Annotated in this window: 20 protein-coding genes and 2 tRNA genes; 3 read left to right on the top strand and 19 right to left on the bottom strand. The window is 50.0% G+C overall.

Translation table 11 applies throughout. From position 1 onward, the window contains the following. Positions 1-22: 22 nt before the first annotated feature. Positions 23-289: a YdeI/OmpD-associated family protein gene (locus tag RR877_RS01875; RefSeq protein WP_332550496.1), complete on the bottom strand. Its 267-nt coding sequence runs from the start codon at positions 287-289 to the stop codon at positions 23-25. Then, on the bottom strand, positions 289-495 hold the full coding sequence (locus RR877_RS01870; protein WP_332550495.1) for a hypothetical protein: 207 nt from the start codon (positions 493-495) through the stop codon (positions 289-291). Before RR877_RS01870 ends, RR877_RS01875 begins: the two co-directional genes overlap by 1 nt. Before the next feature lie 24 nt (positions 496-519). Here RR877_RS01870 and RR877_RS01865 point away from each other — a divergent pair, with 24 nt between their 5' ends. Continuing rightward, positions 520-885: a DUF1801 domain-containing protein gene (locus tag RR877_RS01865; protein ID WP_332550494.1), complete on the top strand. Its 366-nt coding sequence runs from the start codon at positions 520-522 to the stop codon at positions 883-885. On the opposite strand, the gene RR877_RS01860 is transcribed toward RR877_RS01865, so the two are convergent. Then, the gene (locus RR877_RS01860; RefSeq protein WP_332627631.1) at positions 886-1,422 is read right to left on the bottom strand and encodes a hypothetical protein; all 537 of its coding nucleotides are present in this window, start codon (positions 1,420-1,422) and stop codon (positions 886-888) included. Between the two features lie 18 nt (positions 1,423-1,440). Next, a complete protein-coding gene (locus RR877_RS01855; RefSeq protein WP_332550492.1) occupies positions 1,441-5,100 on the bottom strand; it encodes a fibronectin type III domain-containing protein in 3,660 nt (1,219 codons plus the stop codon). A 717-nt stretch (positions 5,101-5,817) separates the two neighbouring features. Here RR877_RS01855 and RR877_RS01850 point away from each other — a divergent pair. Further along, complete coding sequence (locus RR877_RS01850; RefSeq protein WP_332550491.1) at positions 5,818-6,459, top strand: hypothetical protein; 642 nt, start codon at positions 5,818-5,820, stop codon at positions 6,457-6,459. 132 nt (positions 6,460-6,591) lie between these two features. Here RR877_RS01850 and RR877_RS01845 read toward each other — a convergent pair whose 3' ends face one another. Continuing rightward, positions 6,592-9,417: a DNA methyltransferase gene (locus RR877_RS01845; protein WP_332618970.1), complete on the bottom strand. Its 2,826-nt coding sequence runs from the start codon at positions 9,415-9,417 to the stop codon at positions 6,592-6,594. A 407-nt stretch (positions 9,418-9,824) separates the two neighbouring features. After that, a complete protein-coding gene (locus RR877_RS01840) occupies positions 9,825-10,337 on the bottom strand; it encodes a hypothetical protein (protein ID WP_332618971.1) in 513 nt (170 codons plus the stop codon). Positions 10,338-10,487: 150 nt separating this feature from the next. Here RR877_RS01840 and RR877_RS01835 point away from each other — a divergent pair, with 150 nt between their 5' ends. Next, positions 10,488-10,913, top strand: a complete 426-nt coding sequence (locus RR877_RS01835; protein WP_332627630.1) for a hypothetical protein — start codon at positions 10,488-10,490, stop codon at positions 10,911-10,913. A gap of 829 nt (positions 10,914-11,742) precedes the next feature. Here the strand turns inward: RR877_RS01835 and RR877_RS01830 are convergent. The 13 genes from RR877_RS01830 to dnaA form a co-directional block, all read right to left on the bottom strand. Continuing rightward, positions 11,743-11,982: a hypothetical protein gene (locus RR877_RS01830; protein ID WP_332627629.1), complete on the bottom strand. Its 240-nt coding sequence runs from the start codon at positions 11,980-11,982 to the stop codon at positions 11,743-11,745. A 185-nt stretch (positions 11,983-12,167) separates the two neighbouring features. Further along, the gene (locus RR877_RS01825) at positions 12,168-12,512 is read right to left on the bottom strand and encodes a hypothetical protein (RefSeq protein ID WP_332618973.1); all 345 of its coding nucleotides are present in this window, start codon (positions 12,510-12,512) and stop codon (positions 12,168-12,170) included. Positions 12,513-12,517: 5 nt separating this feature from the next. Next, positions 12,518-12,874: a hypothetical protein gene (locus RR877_RS01820; RefSeq protein ID WP_332618974.1), complete on the bottom strand. Its 357-nt coding sequence runs from the start codon at positions 12,872-12,874 to the stop codon at positions 12,518-12,520. A 97-nt stretch (positions 12,875-12,971) separates the two neighbouring features. Then, positions 12,972-14,249, bottom strand: coding sequence for a tyrosine-type recombinase/integrase (locus tag RR877_RS01815; protein WP_332618975.1), 1,278 nt, complete (start codon positions 14,247-14,249; stop codon positions 12,972-12,974). 132 nt (positions 14,250-14,381) lie between these two features. Next, positions 14,382-14,454, bottom strand: a tRNA-Ala gene (locus RR877_RS01810). A gap of 44 nt (positions 14,455-14,498) precedes the next feature. Further along, positions 14,499-14,572, bottom strand: a tRNA-Ile gene (locus RR877_RS01805). A gap of 61 nt (positions 14,573-14,633) precedes the next feature. Then, complete coding sequence (locus RR877_RS01800; protein ID WP_332550596.1) at positions 14,634-15,068, bottom strand: DUF3566 domain-containing protein; 435 nt, start codon at positions 15,066-15,068, stop codon at positions 14,634-14,636. Beyond that, the gene (gyrA, locus tag RR877_RS01795; RefSeq protein WP_332550597.1) at positions 15,061-17,619 is read right to left on the bottom strand and encodes a DNA gyrase subunit A; all 2,559 of its coding nucleotides are present in this window, start codon (positions 17,617-17,619) and stop codon (positions 15,061-15,063) included. The genes RR877_RS01800 and gyrA overlap by 8 nt, the downstream gene beginning before the upstream one ends. Further along, positions 17,609-19,582, bottom strand: coding sequence for a DNA topoisomerase (ATP-hydrolyzing) subunit B (gene gyrB, locus RR877_RS01790; RefSeq protein ID WP_332618976.1), 1,974 nt, complete (start codon positions 19,580-19,582; stop codon positions 17,609-17,611). The genes gyrA and gyrB overlap by 11 nt, the downstream gene beginning before the upstream one ends. 123 nt (positions 19,583-19,705) lie before the next feature. After that, complete coding sequence (locus RR877_RS01785; protein ID WP_110234807.1) at positions 19,706-20,251, bottom strand: DciA family protein; 546 nt, start codon at positions 20,249-20,251, stop codon at positions 19,706-19,708. Continuing rightward, positions 20,244-21,371, bottom strand: coding sequence for a DNA replication/repair protein RecF (gene recF / locus RR877_RS01780; RefSeq protein WP_332618977.1), 1,128 nt, complete (start codon positions 21,369-21,371; stop codon positions 20,244-20,246). Before recF ends, RR877_RS01785 begins: the two co-directional genes overlap by 8 nt. A gap of 20 nt (positions 21,372-21,391) precedes the next feature. Then, on the bottom strand, positions 21,392-22,534 hold the full coding sequence (gene dnaN / locus RR877_RS01775) for a DNA polymerase III subunit beta (protein WP_110234809.1): 1,143 nt from the start codon (positions 22,532-22,534) through the stop codon (positions 21,392-21,394). Between the two features lie 344 nt (positions 22,535-22,878). Continuing rightward, the coding region (gene dnaA, locus RR877_RS01770; RefSeq protein ID WP_332627628.1) for a chromosomal replication initiator protein DnaA at positions 22,879-24,042 on the bottom strand (1,164 nt) is incomplete at its 5' end.

Raw genomic sequence — 24,042 nt, 5'->3', positions numbered from 1 at the left:
TACAAAATATAGCGAATCGTAACTATTTTTTGGAAGCTGGGTGGTCCATTCGCATATAGACACCACCCTTCTTAAGCTCATCCAACATCTGATTCAAACGCTTAAGTCTGATCTCTGTTCGTACCGCACGAGTAATCCACGCTAAGTAATCATTACGTTGATAGGCAGGTCTGTGGTCATAGTCTGCCCTCAGCCCCGTTTGCTCGAGAGCGAGTTTCACATCTGCGGGCATCTCCACCAGTTTGCGACGAAGATTTCCATTCTTGTCACGCATCGAACGAGAAGACATTAGTCCTCAGATTGTTTGGACTTTGTGGAATTCATCCGCGAAATAAAGAGATCGAGAAGAATCAAGATAATTGCCGCCCAGGCAATCACCTGATCCACTTTGGAGCCCGAGACAATCTGGAAAATCTGTATCGCAATCAATACTCCTGCAACCGCAAGGAGTGACAAGTGAAGAATCTTTGCTATTCGTGGGCTCATGTTAATCATTGATGACAAGCGTAGTCTGAAGCTATGAACAGCGTTCTGGATTACAACTTCAACGTTCAAGGACCCAACAGGTCCATGATTGAGTTCCTGTTCCAAGAGTTTCTCCAGGCTCTACCGACCGCCGAATACAAGGTGTGGCATGGTGCACCTGTCTGGTTCTTAGATGACATTCCTGTCGTGGGATATCAGGATCACAAAGACGGTGTGAAGGTGTTGTTCTGGAGCGGTAAAGACTTCGGGGAACCTGGGCTACTAGGGATGGGAAAGCACCGTGCTGCCGGTATTACCTACAACGAAATCATTGACGTTGATATCGATGACCTTCGTCGTTATCTCAGGCTTTGCACAGAGATCATCTGGGACTACAGGTCATTGCGGCCCAAGAAGTAGCTAATTCTTTGTAGATTTCGTTCGGAAATAGCGATCTGCCAAGTACCCAACCAATGGCAAAAACAAAAGAACTGCAATAAACGCAATCCCCATCATCGCAATGATCAGGCCGTCATATGGCCCATCAGTTTCCCAGTCGGTGTTGAGGGAGGGTGTGAAATATATGAGCGCCCAAATTGTGAAAGCTAAAACAACGAGGCTTCCCCCAATAAACATTAACTTCTTAAGGCTCAGTTCCGTTCTTCCCTGGTCAAATAATGCTCTTGAAACTAGGGCCCCGATCGCCACGAAAAATACCCCCATGAATATGGGCATAAAGAATGACAATGACAAGAACAAAAGAAGCAAACCAAATTGGCCTTTGTAGCGTGCAAGAAATTTTCCAAAAGCCATAAAAATTTCGGAGAGCCCTCTCCAGAAATTTCTATCCTGCTCAATAGAGCGATATTCCGTAATCATTTCAATATGCCCCCGACTACAATCTTGCACATTAATCAAATAGCGACAAGAGTTGGAAAAGAAGAAAACACCCGCCATTCCTGGCGGGAGTTTCAATTATTGACTTCGTCGAGCTCGTCTTAGCCACAAAATCGCCACGAGCAACGCGAGCAGTCCCAGCAGCGAAAAGCTAATGAGCAACACAGAAGAGCTCATTTGAGTACTACTGTTACCTGGACTATCTGCCGCTAATTTGGTCGGGTCCTCTACCGTGATTCCATATGCAAAGCTCACAACGTTTCCTTCAGCATCAACACCGTTGATCTGAAGAGTGTGTTGTCCTGGAGTCAAGCTGGAAGGAATCTTGAACTGAGTCGATTTACTTCCGGACGAATCTGTGACTTCTTCCTTGAGCTTTGTTGGAGTGGATTGAATCCAGACAACAATCGGGCTGCCAGGCGTGAAGCCAGCGCCAGAGAAGTTGATCACGTCACCGAGCTGAGCCAAGCCTGCATTTGATGCAAAAACTAGGTTGAATTGAGTTGAACCGTTTTGGGCAACTGCAGTTGAGCCCTGCTCTGTGAGAACAGCGTCGGGGGCCGCCTGGCCATTGACCAAAATAATTGAGGTCGATGGCTGTAGTTCGATCCGCCCGTCTGCCGTCACTTGAGCAGGTGTATTTGCGATTGATCCTGCGGCAACCGGAACTGGCATGACGTTCTGAAGGATTGACCAGTCCGTAATAGCAAGAGGGTTTGCTGGAACTTGCCTCACTGTGACTACTGGACTGCTCGTAATGGTTCGAACAGGTCCAGTTGAGACTACGGGAACCACCGGAGCTGCCGGCCTAATCGGGCCAAGAACAGTTGACCATTCACCATGACGATCGGTTTCTGCGCGAACACGTACATAGTAGGTCTGACCGTTTGTGGCACCGGTTACAAGAGCTTCAGTTGCAGAACTTGCAGCATTAACGCTGGTCCATGTTGTCTGATCGGTTGAATAATCAACTGTGTAACCCGTGAGAGCCACCCCACCATTGTGAGATGGTGCAGACCAACGAACGGTGAATTGTGAGTCACCTGTATCGCGCAGTACAACTGCCGGTGCTGCTGCGTTCACAGCAGCAACAGCGTTAGTTGCACTTGTGATTGATTCGGTAGAACCCACAGCGTTAGTCTGGGTAACTTTCAAACGGATGCGGTTGCCAATTGCGGTGGTGACTCGGTACTCGTTTGTCGTAGCACCAGCAATGTCCACCCATGTGTTTCCATCTACGGAGCTCTGCCACTGGTACGTGGTGTTCGTGATGGATGCGCCGTTACTGTTCCATGTCCCGATGTTTGTGGTGAGCAATTGCTGATACGAACTGGTGCCTGAAATTGTTGGAGCGGTCACAACGATGGGCAACCCGCGAGGAGCTTGTGTTGTTCCTGAGAATGCCCAAGCACCATTCAATCCATTCAACGCACGAACTCGTACGTAGTAGCTTGTTCCATTAGTCAAGCTTGAGATCTGCTGGCTGGTCGTGAGCGATGCGGTTCTTGAAACCGTGTTCCACGTGACAGCATCAGTTGAATATTGGATTTGGTAGTCAGTAAGTGAAACACCACCGGTGTTGGAGGGGGCTGACCAAGTTACGGTGAGTCCTTGATCGCCAGGAACTACAGAAACGCTCTGTGGGCCTGTGGCTGGCGATGCAGTAACAGCTGTTGTGGCAGTTGAATAGCCAATCGTTGCGCCGACTGCGTTTGAACGAGTTACCTTTATACGAAGAAGTGCACCGATGTTGCCGTTGATAGTGAGCTGATCACTAGTTTCACCAACCAAATCGTTCCAGGTTGATCCGGAATCTGTTGAGTACTGCCACTGGTAGTTCGCGGCACCCAAAGCTCGACCGTTGGCGTTCCAAGAGCCCGCACTTGCTGAAAGCACAGAACCATAAGAGCTTTGGCCACTCACCGTAGGTACTGAGGTGTTAGTTGGAGTAGTCGCAGGAATAACTGCATCGCCAGAGATGGCATATGCACCATTACCTGCAGCAGTGACACCAGTCACGCGAACAAAGTAGCTTGTTCCGTTGGTAAGGCCAGTAATGGTGTGAGAAGTTGCAGATGCAGAAACAAGTTGGCTCAAAGTCCAGTTATCTCCATCAGTCGAGTACTCAACTCGGAATCCGGAAATAGTTCCACCATTGCTTGCTGGGATAGTCCACGACACCTGTGCTGATTGGTTTCCATAAACAGCACTCAGGCTGCCTGGTGTTGATGCAAGACCAGTCTGAATTACAGAGGTTGTGGAACTAGATGCAGTTATATAAGCGTTGCTGTTTGCACCGTTCGTCTTGGATACCTGAAGTCTGAGGTACTTTCCTACGTCATTGCTGGTTAGAACATAAGTTGAGCTGTTCGCGCCAGAAATGTTTGACCAAGAGTCCGAAGGATTCGAGCGAGACTGCCATTGGTAGGTAGTACTTGTAACTGCAGAACCGTTTGTATCCCAGCTTCCATCAGATCCAGTGAGAATTTCACCTGCAGCATTTGCGCCACCAACTGTTGGAACAGAGGTATTCGAAACTGCACCGAAGGGCATGTTGGCGTTCGATGTTGCGAGAGCTCCCCAGAAACCATTTGTCGCACTGACTCGTACGTCGTAGTTTGTTCCATTCGTCAGCGAGGTGAGCTGATAACTCGTTCCAACAACATTAGAACTAGCGGTGATCCACGTTCCTGAAGAGGATGCTTTGTACTCGACCTTGTAGCCGGTAATTGTTGAGCCACCGTTGTCGCTAGGAGCAGTCCAAGAAAGATCAATGGTCTGGTCAGTGGGCGTAACGGTTAGTGACTGAGGTGCACTCGGGAGACGAGGAAGCGTAAGGGTACTTGATGAACTGTAGGCACCGGTCATTGTCGACACTGCAGCTACGCGGAAGTAATAAGTTGTTCCTGCTGTTAGTCCTGTAATCGTCGCCGAAGTCTGTGTGGATGCAGTGTGGCTCCAGGTAGTAATACCTGAAGCAAAAGTGGATGACTGCGAGTACTGAACTTTGTAATCGGTTAGCGGATCTGAGCCTGTGTTTATTGGTGCACTCCACGAGAGTTCAACGTCACCACTTGAATTTGCAATTGCATTGAGTGCGTTTGGCTGATCGGGTGGGGTAGCAACGACAACCGTTTTCACTAAGGGAGTCATTGAATACAGAGCAGCCGAAACATTTGTATTTTGCCCCGCAGGTTTATCAAAGGTCATTGCTTCTAATAGCCATGAATTACCAGTAGGGCACTGGCCATCGTGCCATCCATACCATCCGCCACCATCAGCCCTCCGGACCAGTCCCCAAGTGTTGTTCCCAAGAAGCATCGCGCAGTTTCGTATGGTGGAAGTCGCGGGCTTAATAAGCCCTGTATTGGGTGCCGTTCGTTGCCAGTTCCAATATTCGCCATTTACAGCTGCGCCATTTGAATCCCCGCTCCAAAATTGGACACCATCAGCATCTGGTCCAACCCATTTCCAAACACCTTCAACAACATCCTCTGCGCTAATCCAAGTTTGAAGGTTTTGTGCTGCCACTAATTGCATTCCGTAAAGGTCCTCGAAGGAATATCTCAACGTCGCCAAAAAGGTGGTTGCGGGCTGACCGTCAATCTGCCCTACTGCAGCAGCAGCTGTCCTTGCAGCAGGGACTGATAGGGCATTTGTCTGTGCCGAATAGTAGTGAAATTCAACATTGTTTCCGTTGACGATTGGAATGTACTCAGAACCGTTAGAGACCCACATTGTAATAGTGTCGGTCCCTGGTGTTGGGGAAATGTATTGCAATGTTGATAAGGCAGTGTTAATGTTTGACGCTGTTCCAACAAGGCCAATCATTTGTGCTGCAGTTCCTAAAGTTTGATTACCTGAGGTCGTTGTGTAGTTGATTGTGTTTCTGATTCCCACAAGGCCTGCATAGCTAGTAACAGAGAGACTGCCTGATGAATTGCTGCTTCTAATGAGAACCCGAACATTTCCCGTGATTGACGAGCTGACACTATATCCAGTCAGTGGGGTAGCTGTGTTAAGAGATGCTTCATAATCAGCAGCTGAAGCTGGGCTTGGGGTCACCTCAAGTGCGAAGGTACTGATAATCAGTGCAACCACTGCTATGAGTGAATATAGCTTCTTTGTCATCGCTGATGTGCGTTTGATTTTCCGCACTTTCATTTTTATCTACTCCTGTTGACGCAATTTGCGTAGCTCAAAAGCGTTGAAAAACAAGGGGGATACAGCAAACCAAAATGAGCGACTCTATTCTATGGAATAGAGTCTTTTTCCGCATAATTTCAGGCGTTTATTACTTCAAAACCCAAGTAATCTAAATGCGGGGGAAGTGATTTTATGAGTAGAACAAAAAAGAATTCAGCTACAGCCTCTGCGCCCCTCGATGCGCAGTTTTGGGCACTATATGGGCTGGATGAAAACTCAGACAATCGGGGAAAGCTAGTAGCCCTTGCGATGTCTGAAATTTCTCGTAGAGGAATTCTTGACGTCAACGCGCGATCTTTGTGTGATCTTCTGGGCGTTGACTATTCGCTGGTTACCTACCACTTTGGCTCTTTCGACGGATTGCTTGCTGAAGTATTCGTCAAGGCACACGACATCTGGATTGACTGTATTCGACAAGCACTCAGCCAGGAATACAGCGACCCTGAAGAGCGATTTCGAGCAGTAATCAAGGCACAGGTTCAACGTGCAGTAACGTATGGCTCCGTCATTGGGCTTGCACACCTTCCCCACGTTTCAGAAAACGTTGAACGTATCCTTGCTGAAAAATTCCCAGAGCGTCTTGCCGATGCCGTTGCCTATGGCGTCGCTGTATCCGCGGTTTTGATCAGGGATTTTCGAACTGGCAACATGAGCCCCTTCACTCTGGAGATTTCTGACCTTCCAGTTGCGCTTCTTGAGGGAGAACTCAAAGACATAATGCCCACTGCAGCCCGGCTTCAATGGGCTCTTGTTGGTCCAACCCTGTGGATGACCGGCGCTGCTGGCGGTCAAGGGGACATCACCTCGAAGGAGAAGATGGTTCAAAGTTCAACATTGCTTGATGCATACATTGACAAACTAGTCATCAGCGCAAAAATCGAAGACTTGTAAGGCTTGAAAACAAAACACCCGCCATTTCTGGCGGGTGTTTCTTGTTGTGGAGCCTATCTAAATCCAACTCTTACCCTGATACCGCCTAAAACAAAGGAAGTAGGGTTGAGTTTGTCATATTACGCCTATTTATTACGCCAATATCTCGGGCTTCTTGCGGGTCTTCTTGACTGGTTGAGCGTCAAGCAGACCCCGAGTGAGCTCGTCATAGAGCTCAAAGAGCCTGGCAAGAATACGCTCTTCACTTGCGTCAGCTTTTAGACCTAAAACAGTCAGAACAGCCGCGTCGAGTTTGTTGTGTGCTTGGCGAAGTTCGCCAGGCATACCGTCGCGGTTGTAAAGGTCAGCGAGAGAGTTCGAGGGGTACTTCGCTCTTGCGTCGAGTACAGCTTGGGCAGCCTGCACGACTTTTTCACGGTTAGCTTCGGTTATTTCTGGGAAAGGGAAGTTGTTATAAGTAATGGTGTTGCTAATACGAACTCGACTTTCGAGCCTTCCCGAAACTGCTTTATTCCAAACGTTAAAGGGTTTGGACATGAGCAGCCCGAAAGTTGTCAGACTGCCGTCAGCAACAATAGCCACAGCATTATTGACAATAACTTCTGGGCTCATTCTGCCGATAGGGACATACTCCCTGTCCTCCGAAGAGTGAAGCGGTACGACTATGTAGTCAGTTTTGGGCTGACGGATTTCCTGGAACTCCGCTGGACGGTTGGCGTCCTTCTGCGTCATTTTCTTTGGAGAGGCTTCACGAAGAAGACGAACCTCTTTTATTCGTGAAGCCAAAGTCGTAGAAGTTCTTAAGTCTTGCGGGTCAGCACCTAAAAGCCACAAACAGTATCGTTCCTCGTTGTGGATTAACTCGCGAGCACCAATAAGCCTGCGAAGATACTTTGCGGCAACAGGGTCGGTGTTTCGGATCTCAAACGCTTCCTCTGCGGAAATGTTTGAGAGATAGCCACCGTCTGTGGGAATGTTGCCCTTCTCCATTTTTTGAGTTTCAGGGCGAAGCGGGTTTGTGCGGGAGCTGACCAAAATGTTAGGAGCGTCCAATAAATAGCCGTTGATATTGCTGGCGTTAAGTAGTTCAGGAGTGTCTTTTACGGACTTATAAACCCACAAAGGACGCTTGTTCGGTTTTGGCTTCGCAGACAGCCCGACTATGACGACATGGACTGCTGCTTTGCCGCTGGCGTCGTTGTCCCAAGCGAAAGTTCTATGAGCGAAGTCAATACCTACACCAAGCGGGTACAGCTGTCCCCAGATAACTGCGGGCTGCTCTCCTTGCGTTATTGAGTTAGTCGAAACGAAGGCAGCTCTTGCACCAGACTTTGCCGAGTGCTGGGCGGCAAGTAAGAACCAGTTTGCGACATAGTCCAGAGTGCCCGCACCAGCAATAGCCTTCCAAACTGCTTGGGTTTCAGACTTTTGCTCTGCATTTTGGAGCGACGAACCATAAAACGGCGGGTTGCCCATTATGAAAGTGTTCTCATTCATGGGACAAACTTCTGACCAGTCCGTCGTCAGAGCATTCCCATGACGAATGACCGCACTCTCCGTTAGCGGGAAGCGGTTTGGAGTTGCTCCTGTTATTTCTTCCAACGCAAGGTTCGCTTGGTGGTCAGCCAAGAACATGGCAACTCTGGCTATTTGAGAAGACCATTCCTCATACTCAATAGCGTGGAACTGGGAAAGCCTGACCTGTAAGCCAAAACTTCCGTCAAGTTGGAGCTGACCGAAGGTGTTTTCGAGCTCGTGAAGGCGAGCAAGGATTTTAAGTTCTATTTCTCGAAGGCGTTTATATGAAACGACGAGGAAGTTTCCAGAACCAGCTGCGGGGTCAAGATAGTTCGCCTGCCCCAGTTCCAGGCGAAGGCGTTTGAGAGCAGCAGCGTTGTCCCACGCTTTATGAAGTTTGTCCAAGTAGTCGTCCAAGAAAAGGGGACGAATAACTTTAAGAATGTTTGCTTCACTCGTGTAGTGCTCTCCGAGTTCCCTGCGGTCTTCCTTGCTTTTTACCGTCTGGAACATAGATCCGAAAATAGCGGGACTTATTTTTGACCAGTCGTAATAAGCGGCGTTGAGGAGAGACAGTCGCATGGCAGGAGTAAATGAGAAAACAGGCAACTGCTCTGTAAATAGCCCACCATTCACATATGGGAAGTCTTCGAGTTCAGCAGACAGCGTCTTGGGACGCGTATCTTTCGGAGTATCAAGTACCTGGAAGAGCTCCTGAATGGTTGCACCAAGTCCCGAACCGCTTTCGGGAGAGTTCTCAACAACCGTTGCAAAGAGGCCATGACCTATTCGCTTCCACATTCGCGTATCGTCGCCAAAGTTCAGAAATAAAACACGAACAAGGAAGACCGAAACCTGGTGTCCCGTATAGCCAGCTTTTTCGAACTCCACATAGAGCTCCGACATGAGCTCCGCTGCTTTGGCGTCAGCTGATACTTCTGGGCGAGCAGCAGCGTTTGCCTTATCTCCGAAAATGCTTGCGAAACGGTGAAGGTGGTCAGGAAGTTCGGCAAGAGGGAACTCAATAGTTTGTCCCGCGAGAACCTCGACGATACGGAAGTGAGCGAAGTCGCAAATGACCAACGCAGGAGGTCTGGCAACTGGGGCAAGCGAAACCAAGTAGTCCCGAGCTTGCTTTTCCGCAAGGTCAAGGTCTTTACCTGCGGACTTGTGTTCTATAAGAACAACCCCAGACCAAAAAACGTCAATAAAGTTCGTCTGACCAGTACTCGCTGAACGGACGGGGTGCTCAAACTCGATACCCGAGCCGAGAAGGTCGTCAATACCGAAAACCAGGTGAAAGAAGTCCCGCCAAAAGGACTGTGCGAGGCTTTTTTCGGAAGTTGCGGTCTTGTATTTCTCCGCGAACTGCCTTGCGGCATGTACCGAATAGTCCCCTGTTTCTTCCATATATCGAACATAGTCGAGGGCACGGACCACGAGCCGAAGGCATGTCCTGCGGAAGCAGATCCTGTTAAGAACTTGCTTCCGCAGGACAACAGCATATTAAGTAATGCTCACGCTCTGTCATGAACTGTTCTTCGTCCTCGTACCATTCAGCAGCGTTGCGGTTCTCTCATGTTTGGAGTTATTTCAGAAGTCATTAGAAGTTCGCTTCTTGGACATTTCTCCAAGAACAAAATCTATAAAGGCGTCCTTAAACTCTTCGAGAGATTTCATTTCGTAGTTCGTGAAACAAGTAAATACTTCGCCGTCTTTCAGAGAGACATTTACTGTTGCACTTCCATTCCACCGCCCTACAACTACATAACCTTCGGAGATAGTTGTTTCGCAAACGCCATAAGCAGTTGAGTTTTCATATAGTTCGACAGTCTCTGGCCCAAACATTAGGCAGCAACTTTCTCTTCGTTGGCACCGAGAAAGTGCTCTTTAAACTCTTCGAGACGGTGGCTTGCGTGTTCGTGTGCGAACAGCATTTTTACAAACACAAGATAGTGACCGTCCAAGTAGTCCATAGGAAAACCCCTTCTTTCGAGATCCATAGTCGCCTCTTCGGCAGAGGCTTCATGGACGGCTACATAGTTGCGAATAGCAGACAAGTCCAACTTTGAGAAAAGTTCTTCTGCAACTTCGGGGGTGGTCAATAGTCCGAGAGTGAAAAGTCCGCAGTATTCACAACTTGGAGAACAGCCCTCTCCATTTCCACAGGTTTTAGCAACTACCCGCATAGGCCCTTTGGCAGAAAGGTCTGACCTGTGAGCCATAACTGCTTCCGCAGTAGCTCGCATTTCCTCTTCGGCTGAAATGGGGGTGGAAGCAGCAGCGTTGCGGTTAGAAGCAGCGTTTATACGCTTCTGCAAGTTTGCTTCTTTGTTCTTAATACGGTTTTTCTTGGACATTAGTTTTCCTTACTTTTTGTTCTCCTCTATTTGAGGTTTTCCGCCAAACTTTTGTCTGGTTTGTTTTTATTATATTATTATCATATCATAAAATAATAAATATGGCAAGTTATATTGACAAAAAGTTTTAGAAATGCTAAAAATAGTTTTATGGAGGAACAACAAATGGAATATCTGCCCAAGAACGAAGTAGAGCGTCCCTACTATTCAGTAGCCGAAGCCATGTCTTTGACTGGCTATTCCGCAACAAAGTTCCGCTACGAACCCAACAAGCAAGAGCTCGACCGACTTGGGTCGGACTGCTCGGGCAGAGTATGGCGTATTCCAAGATCTGCCCTCTTGACTATGGGCTGGTTAAGTCCTGACGCACCAGAGCTTCCCGTAGATAACCGCAACACTTCTGAACAAGTCCAGGAGCGTTCTTCTGTGCTTCGTATTCGTGAGCTTGCTGAACAGGTCAAAGACCTAACAGTCGAGAGAGACGCTCTTTCACAACGAGTGGCAGTTGCGGAAGCTCGGGTCGAGGAGAAGTCTGCGGAGATAGAGCGTCTGCTTGGTCTGCTGACCGCACGCTAACTTCTTCACCTTTATGAGCGGCGAGTGCTCTCGCTAATGTCTCCCCCATTACAGAGCCGTCATTCACCGACATAAACCCTGAACGCTTTTTGAGGTATTTCTTTTTACGCTTTACATAGCGTGGCTTCACTTCACCAGTTTTAGAGTTTGTTCGCCAGACTTTGACCCTTCGAGGTTTTGACTGGGCTTTTTGCCACCGTCGAAGAGTGCGGGCTATGAAGAGAGCGTCTGCCGTATCGACCTCTACGGTTGCTAACGCTGCTTTAAGTCCGTAATACCCCCACAGGCGACCTATGGAGCCGTCATTCACCCATAGGTCAGGCGGTTGGTTCTGATATTCCTTATCTCCGAAGTTTGCTGAACCATGCTTTGTGAAATACACAGCTAACCTCTTGGGGTCAGAAGCTCTTATGCCTTCGCCGTAGTCAATACCTGTACCCGCTTTGAGGTGCTTTTTCTTTTCCTCTGGGTCGGGAGCGTTAACTATGTCTGCCCAAGTCGTAGATAACCACATACGAAATTCTGGGATCTCGGGAGGAACACAGAATATGTGTATGTGCGGAGCAGAGCGTGCTTGCCATTCCAGCTTCCAACAACCACGAAGTTTTCTATCAAACATTCGTTCATACCTTTGACGAAACAGCCTCATATGGCGTTTAGTGTCCGCTGCGGTGGGGGCTACGACTTCCCATGACTTCGGGTAAGTCAGCGTGAGCATGGCAGGAGTGGAATAACCAAACTCAAAAAGTGGGTTGTAGTCCAAGCTCGCCAGGACTGCCACCATGTTTGACCTGGACTGTTTAGTCCATTTGGTTATCGAAGTCTTCGGTTAGTTTTCAGACTTTGGAGCAGGAGAACCAAGTTTTCTCGAAACCTTCACAGAGCCAGGCGAAAGAGTTATTGAGTACCTATCTTCACCAAGTTCAGGTTCTGTTGTCCTTTCAGGAATATGTCTGACAGCGTGGTCTATCTCTTTTGGCGAGGCAAAACCAATATCTGTATCTTCACGAGCACTTATGCCACATATAACAAGCCCCTGCTCTTTGGCGTCCTTTTCGTTGTTCGTCATACCTGCTCTATCGGCAGGTATCACGAATGGGTTTCAGAACTAACTTCTTGTGTTGCTTTTCTTCCTTCTCGCACCTTCCTCGTTGCCGCACCGCTTTCACTCGGTCAGGTGCTCACTCCCAGAACGCAAAAACGGCGAGGGTTAGACCCTCGCCGTTCATGTCGTACCTTTCTCTTTTGTCGGTCTTACTCTCCCCGACGCTTTCCACGAGAGGAACTGTTTATCTGGTTCCTTACTCGCGGAGTTTTCAGAGTGTGGGTTTTGGGCCTCGCCAAAAAGACAGACCACCAACCAAACCAAACTGACGGGTCTAATGCCCAGTCTTTTCTGGTTAGGAACTCAACCTCTGGGTTAGCTCTCATAGCAGCGACAAACTTGTCTATCTCTGCGTCAGAGACGGAAGAGACGAAAAAACCGTCTTCTCCCGCACCCTGTTTCAGGAATGCAAGCGGTGGAATGAGATCTTCTTGTTGCTCGAAGTACTCACACCACAAACGCCAGACAACTCCTTTGAGGGTGGCGGTACTCATGGACATTACTTTGCGACCTCAACGCCTGAAATCTGGAAGCTCCAAGAAGTCTTGTCTGCACCAGCCTTTGACCATTTGCCACCTAAAAGGTTTAGGAGACGAATAGGTGTCAGGTCAGCTATGAGGTTTATTTTTTCTGCGTCAGCTTGTGAAGCAACGAGAGTGAATGTCTCTGTTTGTTGTGGGAGGTCTTTGTACTTCACAAGTGTGGAGACAACCCACTTGGGTGTTCCCTCGTTGTCTGTGGTTTGACGAGCAAGCTCACCAACACCGTCAGTCTTTGGAGAAATGTCCAAGAAGCGAACTTCTTTGTACATATCTGCTGCATTTAGAGGGAGGTAATAGCCATAGTTAATGGACATGAGAACCAACTTTCATTCGTATTTTTAGAAGTCATATTTTGACCTCGAAATACTTATCGGCTGGTTTTTTGAGTTTCAGGAATTTTCTGAAAAGTTTTTATTTTTTCTTTACACGGTCAGCGATAGTTTCGCCATATGCCGTGAGTGGCGTCTTCATTTGCTTCGCTGAAATGCGGGCGTAGTACTGCGTCATAGCGACACCGTTTCCAAGCATGTTCTGAATAACTTGGAACGGAACGGGTGGTTCCTGGTCTGCAAGAACAGTTGCAGCAACATGTCGAACAAGGTGGCTACGGAAGTACGGGTAGCCGTAATGGTCGAGGAGCTTGTGCCAGTCTGTGTTGTCCTGGTTCAGAGTTATCGGAGAACCGTCTTCATGAATGAAGAGTAGATCCTCAAACTCTCGCTTTGGTTTCCAGTTCGGAGATTTTGTCCAAGCGGTACGAACTTTTAGATAGTCGTTGAGTGCTTCGACAAATATCTCGGGCAAAGGAAGCATTCTGTCTTTGCCGTTCTTTGTCGCTGGCTTTATGTACCAACCTGAACCGTCAGCGTGCCTGGCTATTTGCTGACTAATAACCAGCGTGGGGTTTTTTGTTTTTAGACCCCGAATGTTCGTCAGCGATATTGCTACTCGTTCAGCTTTACGAACACCTAACAGCATGAAGAAGAAGCGGCAATAGTCTGGGTAGTTGTCCTCCCTCATTCGCTTCATAAGAGACAGGACGATATGTGCATAGCTGGGCACATTCTCGTCTGGGTCTTGTTTCAGTTCAGGTGCCTGAACGAGTGCAAGCGGGTTGCGTGAAATAAGACCCTTATCAACTGCTCTTTTCAGAGCGGTGTTCAGCGTCTTGTAAATGTTTCGACGAGCAGAGTTGCCCAACAACGGTTGGTCGCTCTCAACGCCGTTAATTTTCTTTCTTTTATTTACGAGCGTTGTACCGAATAGTTCTTCCAACTGGTCTTCGTGAAGATCCGCCAGCGGAGTATCACCGACATGGGGAACTATGTGGTGTTCGTAAAAACCTTTATATTTTCTTCGCACCGTTTCAGACAGACGACGATATTGCAGGCTTTCGTACCAGGCGTCTAACCATTCCTCAACGGTCATGCCCGAAGACTTCTTCCGCCTAACTGCGACGGTGCCTTCTGCTTCTCGTTGATAAAACTTATTTATGTTGGCTTGGAGCTTTGCTTGGGCAAGAGATTTTGTTGCTCCGTTGCCTGTAATGCGTTTGCGTTTGCCTGTTTCAGTCTTCACTTCGAGGACGGCTTGATAGAACTCATAGTCCTTTTCGCCTGGTATTTCGCGGGTTCGCAGGTACAAAGCACCTGTTCCCTTTTCCCGTCGTGGCTTGTTTTGTTCCCCCATAGCTTTCACAGTAGCTCGGAAAGCTGGGAAAGTACGCCTATTTAGCTGTAAAAATTACGCCAATAGATTACGCCTATCAAAGCGTTTTGGGTAAAGAAAAACCCCCATTTCTGGGGGTTTTTCTGGGGGGAGTGGAGCCTAGGAGAATCGAACTCCTGACCTCCTGCTTGCAAAGCAGGCGCTCTACCAATTGAGCTAAGGCCCCGATTGCTTTTACTACTTTACATCAAAATATAAAGAGCAATTGCGTGGGGCTACCAGGACTTGAACCTGGGACCTCTTCATTATCAGTGAAGCGCTCTAACCACCTGAGCTATAGCCCCGCTTAGGCAGATTCGAGACTACCGGAATCCCGGCGAATCTCTAAATCGAGCCTGAGTTTTTTTACTGCTGGTTGGTGAAACCGATAGAAAGACCACCGGTAATCTTGGCTGCTGCGTTATACAGAACTGCACAAATTGCGCCCAACACGGTGATCACAATCAGGTTGACCAGGCCAACTGCAGCAGCTGCACCCACGGTCTTTCCAATGGAAGCAATGCTGTTGATATCGAAGGAGTTATTTCCCAGAACCTCACCTGCAACGCTGTTTGCGGTCTCGAAAATACCGGTCTGAACGAAGACTAAGTAGAGAAGCAGGGTTCCCACGACAACAACGATGAATTGCGCCAGTCCGAGCAGGAATGACATTTTGAGCGCAGACATGAAGTCGACATAAACGAGCTTCAGGCGAACCTGCTTTGCCTCAGGACCCTTAGGGGCCTTGGGCTCGCTCTTGGGAAGCTTGTCTTTGAGCTTCTGTGCCAATGCGTTACTCATTTGGTGCCTCTTCCACTACAGCGTCTCCGCTGGTTGCTTCTACATCTTCTTCAACTGCATCTTCTGCAGATTCAAGATTACGCTCTGAATTGCGTGCGACGGCAAGAATCTTGTCGCCCTCTTCGAATCGAGCGAAGACAACGCCCATGGTGTCACGTCCCTTGGCAGGAACTTCGTTCACTGCCGAGCGGACAACCTTGCCGGTTTCCAGAACAACAAGAACTTCGTCTTCTTCTTCCACGATGAGAGATCCGACCAGGTCTCCGCGGTCTTCGCTGAGCTTGGCAACCTTGATACCCAGACCACCACGGTTTTGTGTGCGGTACTGATCGGCAGAGGTGCGCTTAGCGTAGCCACCCTCGGTGACGACAAAGACGAAACCTGAGTCAGATACCAACGAGGCAGAAAGCAGACTGTCTCCGCCACGGAACTTCATACCGGTCACACCAGAGGTGGAACGACCCATGGGTCGCAGTGCCTCATCGGTTGCGGTGAAGCGGATGCTCATACCCTTGCGTGAAACTAGGAGAACATCTGAGTCCGCTTCGAGAAGAAGTGCTGAGACGAGCTCGTCACCCTCGCGCAGCTTGATGGCGATGATGCCACCGGTGCGGTTGGTGTCGTACTCAGTCAGTGCGGTCTTCTTGATCAGACCATCACGAGTTGCCAGAGCAAGGTACTGAGCTGCCTGGTAGTCGCGGATGTCGAGAATCTGGGTGACCTGCTCGTCGGGAGCAAGAGCCAACAGGTTGGCAATGTGCTGACCCTTTGCGTCACGACCTGCTTCTTGAACTTCATAGGCCTTCGCGCGATAAACGCGTCCGGTGTTCGTGAAGAACAACAGCCAGTGGTGTGTAGTGGTGACGAAGAAGTGCTCGACTACGTCATCTGCACGGAGCTGTGCACCCTTGACGCCACGGCCACCACGGTGCTGACTGCGGTAGTTGTCGCTGCGGGTGCGCTTAATGTAACCACCACGGGTAACGGTGATGACCATTTCCTCTTCAGGAATGAGGTCTTCCACGTTCATGTCCCCGTCGAAGCCAGGCATGATTTCGGAGCGACGGTCATCGCCGTAACGGGCAACGATGTCGGTGAGTTCTTCCGAAACAATCTCACGCTGACGTGAAGGGCTAGCCAAGATGGCGTTGAACTCAGTGATCTGAGCTTCCAACTCGTTGGCTTCGTCGATGATCTTCTGGCGCTCGAGAGCAGCCAGACGACGCAGCTGCATCTCCAAGATGGCGCGTGCTTGAAGCTCGTCAATCTTGAGGAAGGACATCAGTCCATCGCGGGCATCTTCAACAGTGGGGCTCTTGCGAATCAGAGCAATCACTTCGTCGAGTGCATCGAGCGCGGCAAGGTAACCCTTGAGGATGTGCATACGTTCTTCTGCCTTGCGCAGACGGAACTGCGTGCGGCGAACAATGACATCAATCTGGTGCTCGACCCAGTTGGAGATGAATCCATCAATAGCGAGGGTACGAGGAATGCCATCGACGATAGCCAGCATGTTTGCGCCGAAGTTTTCCTGAAGCTGAGTCTGTTTGTAGAGGTTGTTGAGAACAACCTTGGCAACAGCATCACGCTTGAGCACAATAACCAGGCGCTGACCGGTACGACCCGAGGTCTCATCGCGGATATCCGCGATACCGGTGATCTTGCCATCCTTGACCAGCTCCGCGATCTTGATCGCGAGGTTGTCAGGGTTGACCTGGTAGGGGAGCTCGGTCACTACGAGGCAGGTGCGACCCTGTAGTTCTTCCACATTGACCACGGCACGCATCGTGATGGAACCACGACCAGTGCGGTAGGCGTCCTGGATTCCCTTGATGCCGAGAATCTGTGCACCGGTGGGGAAGTCAGGTCCCTTGATACGAGAGATGAGAGCTTCCAGCAGCTCTTCACGAGTTGCGTCAGGGTTGGCCAGTGCCCAGAGTGCACCTTCGGCAACCTCACGCAGGTTGTGAGGAGGAATGTTGGTGGCCATACCCACGGCAATACCCACCGAACCGTTGACCAGCAGGTTGGGGAAGCGCGAAGGCAGAATCGAAGGCTCTTGGGTGCGACCGTCGTAGTTGTCCTGGAAGTCGACGGTTTCTTCGTCGATGTCGCGAACCATTTCCAGCGCCAGAGGAGCCATTTTGGTTTCGGTGTAACGAGGAGCAGCTGCAGAGTCGTTACCGGCGGAGCCGAAGTTACCCTGACCGAGAGCCAGTGGGTAGCGCAGCGACCAGGGCTGAACCAGACGAACCAGTGCGTCATAAATTGCCAAGTCACCGTGTGGGTGGAATTGACCCATGACGTCACCAACGACACGAGCACACTTGGAGAATGCCTTGTCGGGGCGGTAGCCACCGTCATACATTGCGTAGATCACACGACGGTGAACGGGCTTGAGGCCGTCACGAACGTCGGGAAGTGCGCGACCCACGATCACGCTCATTGCGTAGTCGAGGTAGGAACGCTGCATCTCCAGCTGCAGGTCAACCTGCTGGATGCGGTTCTCTCCGTTTTCGTCAGTGGTGACGAGGTTGTCGTTAGATGTCAAGGAAACGCACATCCTTTGCATTCTTCTGGATGAAGTTTCGACGTGATTCCACGTCTTCACCCATCAGGGTTGAGAAAATTTCGTCGGCAGCAACTGCGTCATCCAGGGTGACCTGGAGCAGGGTGCGCGTTTCGGGGTTCATCGTGGTATCCCAGAGCTCGCGGTAATCCATCTCACCGAGACCCTTGTAACGCTGGATTCCGTTGTCCTTCGGGATCTTCTTTCCCGAAGCCAGACCCGCTTCCAGCTGACGGTCGCGCTGTTCGTCCGAGTACACATACTCGTGATCTGCATTGGACCACTTCAATCGATACAGCGGTGGTTGAGCGAGATACACATAACCAAGCTCAATCAGTGGCTTCATGTAACGGAAGAGCAGAGTAAGAAGCAAGGTGGTGATGTGCTGGCCATCAACATCCGCATCGGCCATGAGCACAATCTTGTGATACCTGGCCTTCTCAGGGTTGAAGTCTTCACCCACACCCGCACCGAATGCAGTAATCATGGCCTGGACTTCATTGTTGGCAAGTGCCTTGTCCAGTCGCGCCTTCTCCACGTTGAGGATCTTGCCTCGGAGGGGAAGGATCGCTTGGGTGTCAGGGTTGCGGCCCTGAACGGCAGAACCACCGGCGGAGTCACCCTCCACCATGAAGATTTCAGAAAGCGAAGGATCCTTGCTTGCGCAGTCCTTCAGCTTTCCGGGCATACCGCCACCTTCAAGCAGGCCCTTACGGCGAGCAGTTTCACGCGCCTTGCGGGCTGCCATACGAGCAGTTGCTGCCTGAAGTGCCTTGCGGATGATGTCCTTGGCCTGGTTGGGGTTGCGTTCGAACCAGTCACCGAGGAAGTCACCGGTAATGCGCTGAACGAATGCTTTGGCTTCGGTGTTTCCGAGCTTGGTCTTGGTCTGACCTTCGAACTGGGGTTCACCCAACTTGATGGAGACAACAGCGGTGAGGCCTTCACGGACGTCGTCACCGGACAGGTTCTCGTCCTTGTCCTTGAGAATGCCCTTTTCACGCGCGTACTTGTTGACCAAAGTGGTCATTGCCGCACGGAAACCCTCTTCGTGAGTTCCACCTTCGTGAGTGTTGATGGTGTTTGCGTAGGTGTGGACGCTTTCGCTGTAGGCGGTGGTCCACTGCATCGCAATTTCACACGAAATCTTCTTCTCGGTGTCTTCGGATTCGAAGTGAATGATCTCGTCGTGAACAATGTCGTTCTTCTTGATGCGGTTGAGGTACTCGACGTAGTCCATCAGACCGTTTTCGAACATGTACGAAACGGTGAGGGCGTTGCCTTCGTCGTCGATCTGGTTTTCATCGATCAAGGTGATGCGCAGACCCTTGTTGAGGAAGGTCATCTGCTGGAAGCGTGCGCGCAGAGTCTCGTAGTCGAACTCCACGGTTTCAAAGATGTCGGCATCTGGCCAGAACGTAATGGTGGTTCCGGTTTCAGTGGTGGCAGCGCCCTTTGCAAGGGGAGCTTCGGGAACACCAATGTTGAAGCTCTGTGTGTAGGAGAAGCCTTGGCGCTTGACTTCAACCTCGAGGTGGGATGACAGTGCGTTCACTACGGAGCTACCCACACCGTGCAGACCGCCGGAGACGGCGTATCCGCCGCCGCCGAACTTTCCACCGGCGTGGAGGACGGTAAGAACTACTTCCACCGTCGACTTACCCTCGGTAGGGTGGATGTCTACGGGAATACCGCGACCATTGTCGATGACGCGGATACTGCCGTCTTTGCGCATGAAGACTTTAATGTCGTCACAGTGGCCGGCGAGCGCCTCATCAACCGAGTTGTCGACGATCTCATAGACCAAGTGGTGAAGACCACGGGGACCGGTCGAACCGATATACATACCGGGGCGCTTGCGAACTGCTTCAAGGCCTTCAAGAACCTGAATATTACTTGCGCCGTAATCGGCTTCTGCTGCTTGCTGTTCAGATTCTGTTGACATATGTTTCGGTGGCTCCCTTACGCACTTAACGTGACCCCTCATTCTATCTTTTGGGGGCTGGGAAAACCGGGAGAAACGGGCCGTAGGCGCGTTTTTATTTAGCGCTTGACCAGAAACCTATTTCTAGCCGTAAGTATCGCGAGGACCACGCCCTGGAATTGATTTGGGGCCACGTTTCCAGCTTGGGGCGTTGGGCCCTTGAAAGCGGATTGCGGTGACGCCGGATTCTGGGTGTGATTGAAGAACTTTTGTCAGCACTTCCGTACGCATCAATCGAAGCTGTGTTGCCCACGCTGTGGATTCACATGCCACGGTCAATGTGGCGTCATCAATTCCGAGCGGAGTTGTCCTGGCAGCGATGTCTGGGCCGACAATTTCTGCCCAATCTGCCAGTAGATCTGACTTTGCTAACGGAGCCTTCCAACCCAGCTGCTGGGAGAGGTTATCCAGCACATCATCGAGACCCTTCGGGTCACGCCCGGGGGAGAAGGGCATCTCGCTGGCATGCTCTTCCGCATTACGTTTGCGAGCGCGGGCATCCCGAGAGAGTTTCACCCGGGGAGTTCCGGTGGCTTTGGACTTCAATCTGGAATACAGCGCCAATGCTTCCGATTCTTCGGGCCCCGCCGCGTCAGCGGCGTCAGGCCCATTCGCGTTAATTTCACTCATGAGCTGGGCTTTCAGTGGAAATAGTTCCCTTTTTCACGTGAAACACTTGGGTCATTAATTCAGCAGGGACGTCTTCTGCAACTGCTGCTGTAATGAAGGTCTGCTCGAAATCAGCTACGGCCTCAGCGAGGCGCTTGCGCCGAGCGGAGTCCAATTCTGCAAAAACGTCGTCCAAAATCAGGATGGGATCGCCCAAGACTGATTCACTACGCAGCAGTCTGGCCGCTGAAAGCTTGAGGGAGAGCGCATAAGACCAGGTTTCGCCATGGCTGGCATAACCCTTGGCAGGGAGATTGTTCAAACCGAACTCAACATCATCTCGGTGGGGACCCACGAGGGTCATTCCTCGTTCAATTTCTTGAATTCGCCCAGCTTCAAGCAGGTTTCTAAACTTCTCGGCATACGCAGACGCGGATTCAGGTGCATCTATAGAGGGCTTCAGTTCAATACTCACGTCATGATCTGACCCCGCTATCGCGTGATATGCCTCACCCAGTGGGCCGGAAAGATCGGAAAGTAGACGGCGGCGCTCTGCTGTGATCTCGGTGCCTAGTGTTACCAAGCGCTCATCCCAAATATCCAAAGTTCCGAGGTTTCCCGCATCGACATCTTTGACTCGCGCTGTCTTGAGGAGAGTATTTCTCTGTTTCAGGACCCGGTCATAGTCAGAAACCACCCCGGCAAGACGGGGAGTTCTTTGAATAATGAGGTCGTCCATGAATTTTCGGCGTCCCGACGGTTCCCCACGAACCAACATGAGGTCTTCCGGGGCAAAAATCACGGTCGAAATGTAGCGAGGGAAGTCTCGAAGCTTTGCATTGGCGTGGTTGACCTGGGCTTTATTGGCACCGTTGCGGTTTAACTGGGCTTCAAGCAGGATCGTGCGGCCGTCATGTGCGAGGTTTACTCGCACAATGGCCGCATCTGATCCCTGACGGATAAGAGCGGAATCGATACTGGTTCGATGTGAACCTAGGGTCGCCAAAAAATTGATGGCTTCGACAATGTTTGTTTTGCCCTGGCCGTTTGAGCCCACTAGAACAACAGAACCAAGCCCCGGCTCAATGTCTGCCGTGGCGTAGTTTCTAAAGTCGCGAAGACTGAGTGAGCTAACGTGCATCGCTCAGAATGTCACTTGATTTAGCGAAGAAGAAGGTTGGGCTGCAGAAGGTAGCGGTATGCATCTTCTGAAGGAGTGTCCTTCGAAGTCTGGCTTGTAATCAATACTGGGCCTGGCTTTGCAGGGTTTTCAACTGAAGTGAAACCAATACGAGTGAATTCAGAGTGAACTGCTCCCAGGCCATCCAGCAAGAAGTCTGGCTTGAGTGACACGACTACATCTGGGCCAGAAATAACAGCATCGATGGTTTCAGAAGCTTGTGCTTGCTCTCCACCAATAGCTTCAAGGGTCAAACCGTTGTTAGCGAAGGTAAAGCGCAGCGCAGCTTCACGTTCAACGACCAACTTCACACGACGAGTAGCTTCAATGAGCTCAGCGGTGTTTACTACTGCGTAGTTTTCAACTTTTTCAGGGAACAAGCGCTTGACGGGTGGGAAATTTCCCTTAATCAAGAGCGACGTCACGGTCTTGTTGTCTGCAGTAAACGCAATCAATTCACGATCGTCCTTGTTGGTGATCGAAATAGAGATGTTTCCGCTGTGACCGAAGGTCTTACCAATTTCCTGGATGGTTCGTGCAGGAACAAGAGCGGTGATATCTGCAACATCACCGGTTGATTCCCATGGAATATCACGGATAGCGACGCGGTAACGGTCTGTAGCAACCAGGCTCAAGGAATTTCCTGTGATTTCAAGCTGAACACCGGTAATAACTGGAGTGACATCATCGCGTGAGGCTGCAACCGCAACCTGTGCAACAGCAGAAGAGAATTCTTCAGCAGGAAGAACACCGGTTTCTCCTTCAACCTGAGGAATAGTGGGGTATTCCTCAACAGGCATGGAAAGAAGAGTGAAATTTGCTGATCCGCAGCTGACCTGAATACGAGATTCAACGGTTTCGAATGTGACAGGTGCGTTGGGAAGACGGTTGGCAATTTCAGCAAGAAGGCGGCCAGAAACCAGAACACGTCCTGGTGTCTCTACTGTCGCAGCAACTTTAGTTTGAGTCGAAACTTCGTAATCAAACGAGGAGAAAACAAGACCTTCAGTAGTTGCTTCGATCAGCACACCAGAAAGAATGGGAAGAGTAGTGCGTGCTGGGAGCATTTTGACGGCAAAAGAGACTGCTTCGCTGAGCACGTCTCTGTTTACTTGAAACTTCACCGTGGTGCCTTTCCGTAGATCCCAATTGCTGGGTCTCTCATGCTATCGCGGTTTTTTAGGCTCATTTAAGCCCCGAGGTAAAAGGTTATGGAAAGTGTTTATTTATTTAATTAACTCTTTAATCTTCTTAACGTCTGTGGATACTGTGCATAACTTCATAAGTTCAGCCCCAGTGCTTGAAACTACATCCGCGTAAGTTGTGTTTGGCCTGTGTGTGAGAACTCACAGAGATGAACTAACTACACGAGAAGAATTCTTGTTATTCACATTAAAGAATTTTTCATACACAGGTAGCTTCGGCGATTTCCCCACATATTCACAGGTTTATCCACAGGGGGAAAACCTTAGTTATTACGTGCGTATGAGCTACGTTGCTTGATTCTGGTGGTTAGTTCAGTGACCTGGTTGTAGATAGAACGACGTTCCTTCATTAATTCAGCAATCTTCTTGCAGGCGTGCATCACGGTGGTGTGATCGCGGCCACCAAAAAGCTGACCAATTTTTGGTAGTGACAGGTTCGTCATTTCACGACATAAATACATAGCAATTTGTCGCGCAGTAGCAATTGCCTGAGCCCGGGATGTACCGGTGAGCTCGTCAATACCTAAGCGGAAATAGTCCGCAGTGTTATTGATGATGTCAATGGGGGCAATGATGTCGTCTTCATCCAATGTGATGAGGTCTTTCAACACCGTTTGCACCAAGGGAAGATCCACCGCCTGCTTATTGAGGTTGGCAAACGCGGTTACGCGAATGAGTGTTCCCTCAAGCTCACGAATGTTGCTGGTGACCTTCGTGGCGATGAATTCCATGATGTCGTCAGGAACACTCAGCTTTTCACGCTCTGCCTTCTTACGAAGAATGGCAATACGCGTCTCAAGGTCAGGTGTTTGAACATCTGTAATAAGACCCCACTCAAAACGAGTACGCATACGGTCTTCAAAGCCAGTCAAGTGCTTGGGTTGAACATCGCTGGTAATCACAACTTGCTTGTTGTGGTCGTGCAACGTGTTGAAGGTGTGGAAGAAGGCTTCCTGAGTTTCAGCTTTACCTTGCAAGAACTGAATGTCATCGATCAGCAGGATGTCGATATTGCGATACCGGGACTGGAATGCAGCACCGCGGTTATTGGCAATGGAGTTAATGAAATCGTTCGTGAACTCTTCGCTACTGACATAACGAACACGAATGGTGGGATACAAACTCTGTGCATAGTGACCAATGGCGTGGAGCAAGTGGGTTTTACCCAAACCTGACTCACCATAGATAAACAAAGGGTTGTAAGCCTTCGCGGGCGCTTCAGCTACGGCAACTGCTGCCGCGTGAGCAAAGCGGTTTGAACCGCCAATAACAAAACTGTCGAAGTTATAGCGAGGGTTCAGGCGTGACTCGAGTTCACTCTCGGTAGCCATGATGGTGGGAGCAGTGACCGGGTTACGGTCCTCTTTGATTTCTTCCACTTCAACGGCAGGAGCAGATTCTTCAGTTGCGACCAGATCGGGGTTGAC

It is taken from the genome of Aurantimicrobium sp., assembly GCF_036667855.1.
Lineage (GTDB): Bacteria > Actinomycetota > Actinomycetes > Actinomycetales > Microbacteriaceae > Aurantimicrobium.
The sequence above is the reverse complement of the archived record's forward strand: the minus strand, read 5'-3'. Positions and strand labels throughout refer to the sequence as shown.

What these genes read in the sequence shown, in the direction of transcription:
- RR877_RS01875 (WP_332550496.1), bottom strand. Translation starts at nt 289, where the DNA reads ATGTCTTCTCGTTCGATGCGTGACAAGAATGGAAATCTTCGTCGCAAA.
- RR877_RS01870 (WP_332550495.1), bottom strand. Translation starts at nt 495, where the DNA reads ATGATTAACATGAGCCCACGAATAGCAAAGATTCTTCACTTGTCACTC.
- RR877_RS01865 (WP_332550494.1), top strand. Translation starts at nt 520, where the DNA reads ATGAACAGCGTTCTGGATTACAACTTCAACGTTCAAGGACCCAACAGG.
- RR877_RS01860 (WP_332627631.1), bottom strand. Translation starts at nt 1,422, where the DNA reads ATGGCGGGTGTTTTCTTCTTTTCCAACTCTTGTCGCTATTTGATTAAT.
- RR877_RS01855 (WP_332550492.1), bottom strand. Translation starts at nt 5,100, where the DNA reads ATGTGGGTCTCTAACGGTTCTGAGTACATTCCAATCGTCAACGGAAAC.
- RR877_RS01850 (WP_332550491.1), top strand. Translation starts at nt 5,818, where the DNA reads ATGTCTGAAATTTCTCGTAGAGGAATTCTTGACGTCAACGCGCGATCT.
- RR877_RS01840 (WP_332618971.1), bottom strand. Translation starts at nt 10,337, where the DNA reads ATGTCCAAGAAAAACCGTATTAAGAACAAAGAAGCAAACTTGCAGAAG.
- RR877_RS01835 (WP_332627630.1), top strand. Translation starts at nt 10,488, where the DNA reads ATGGAGGAACAACAAATGGAATATCTGCCCAAGAACGAAGTAGAGCGT.
- RR877_RS01830 (WP_332627629.1), bottom strand. Translation starts at nt 11,982, where the DNA reads ATGACGAACAACGAAAAGGACGCCAAAGAGCAGGGGCTTGTTATATGT.
- RR877_RS01825 (WP_332618973.1), bottom strand. Translation starts at nt 12,512, where the DNA reads ATGAGTACCGCCACCCTCAAAGGAGTTGTCTGGCGTTTGTGGTGTGAG.
- RR877_RS01820 (WP_332618974.1), bottom strand. Translation starts at nt 12,874, where the DNA reads ATGTCCATTAACTATGGCTATTACCTCCCTCTAAATGCAGCAGATATG.
- RR877_RS01815 (WP_332618975.1), bottom strand. Translation starts at nt 14,249, where the DNA reads ATGGGGGAACAAAACAAGCCACGACGGGAAAAGGGAACAGGTGCTTTG.
- RR877_RS01800 (WP_332550596.1), bottom strand. Translation starts at nt 15,068, where the DNA reads ATGAGTAACGCATTGGCACAGAAGCTCAAAGACAAGCTTCCCAAGAGC.
- gyrB (WP_332618976.1), bottom strand. Translation starts at nt 19,582, where the DNA reads ATGTCAACAGAATCTGAACAGCAAGCAGCAGAAGCCGATTACGGCGCA.
- RR877_RS01785 (WP_110234807.1), bottom strand. Translation starts at nt 20,251, where the DNA reads ATGAGTGAAATTAACGCGAATGGGCCTGACGCCGCTGACGCGGCGGGG.
- recF (WP_332618977.1), bottom strand. Translation starts at nt 21,371, where the DNA reads ATGCACGTTAGCTCACTCAGTCTTCGCGACTTTAGAAACTACGCCACG.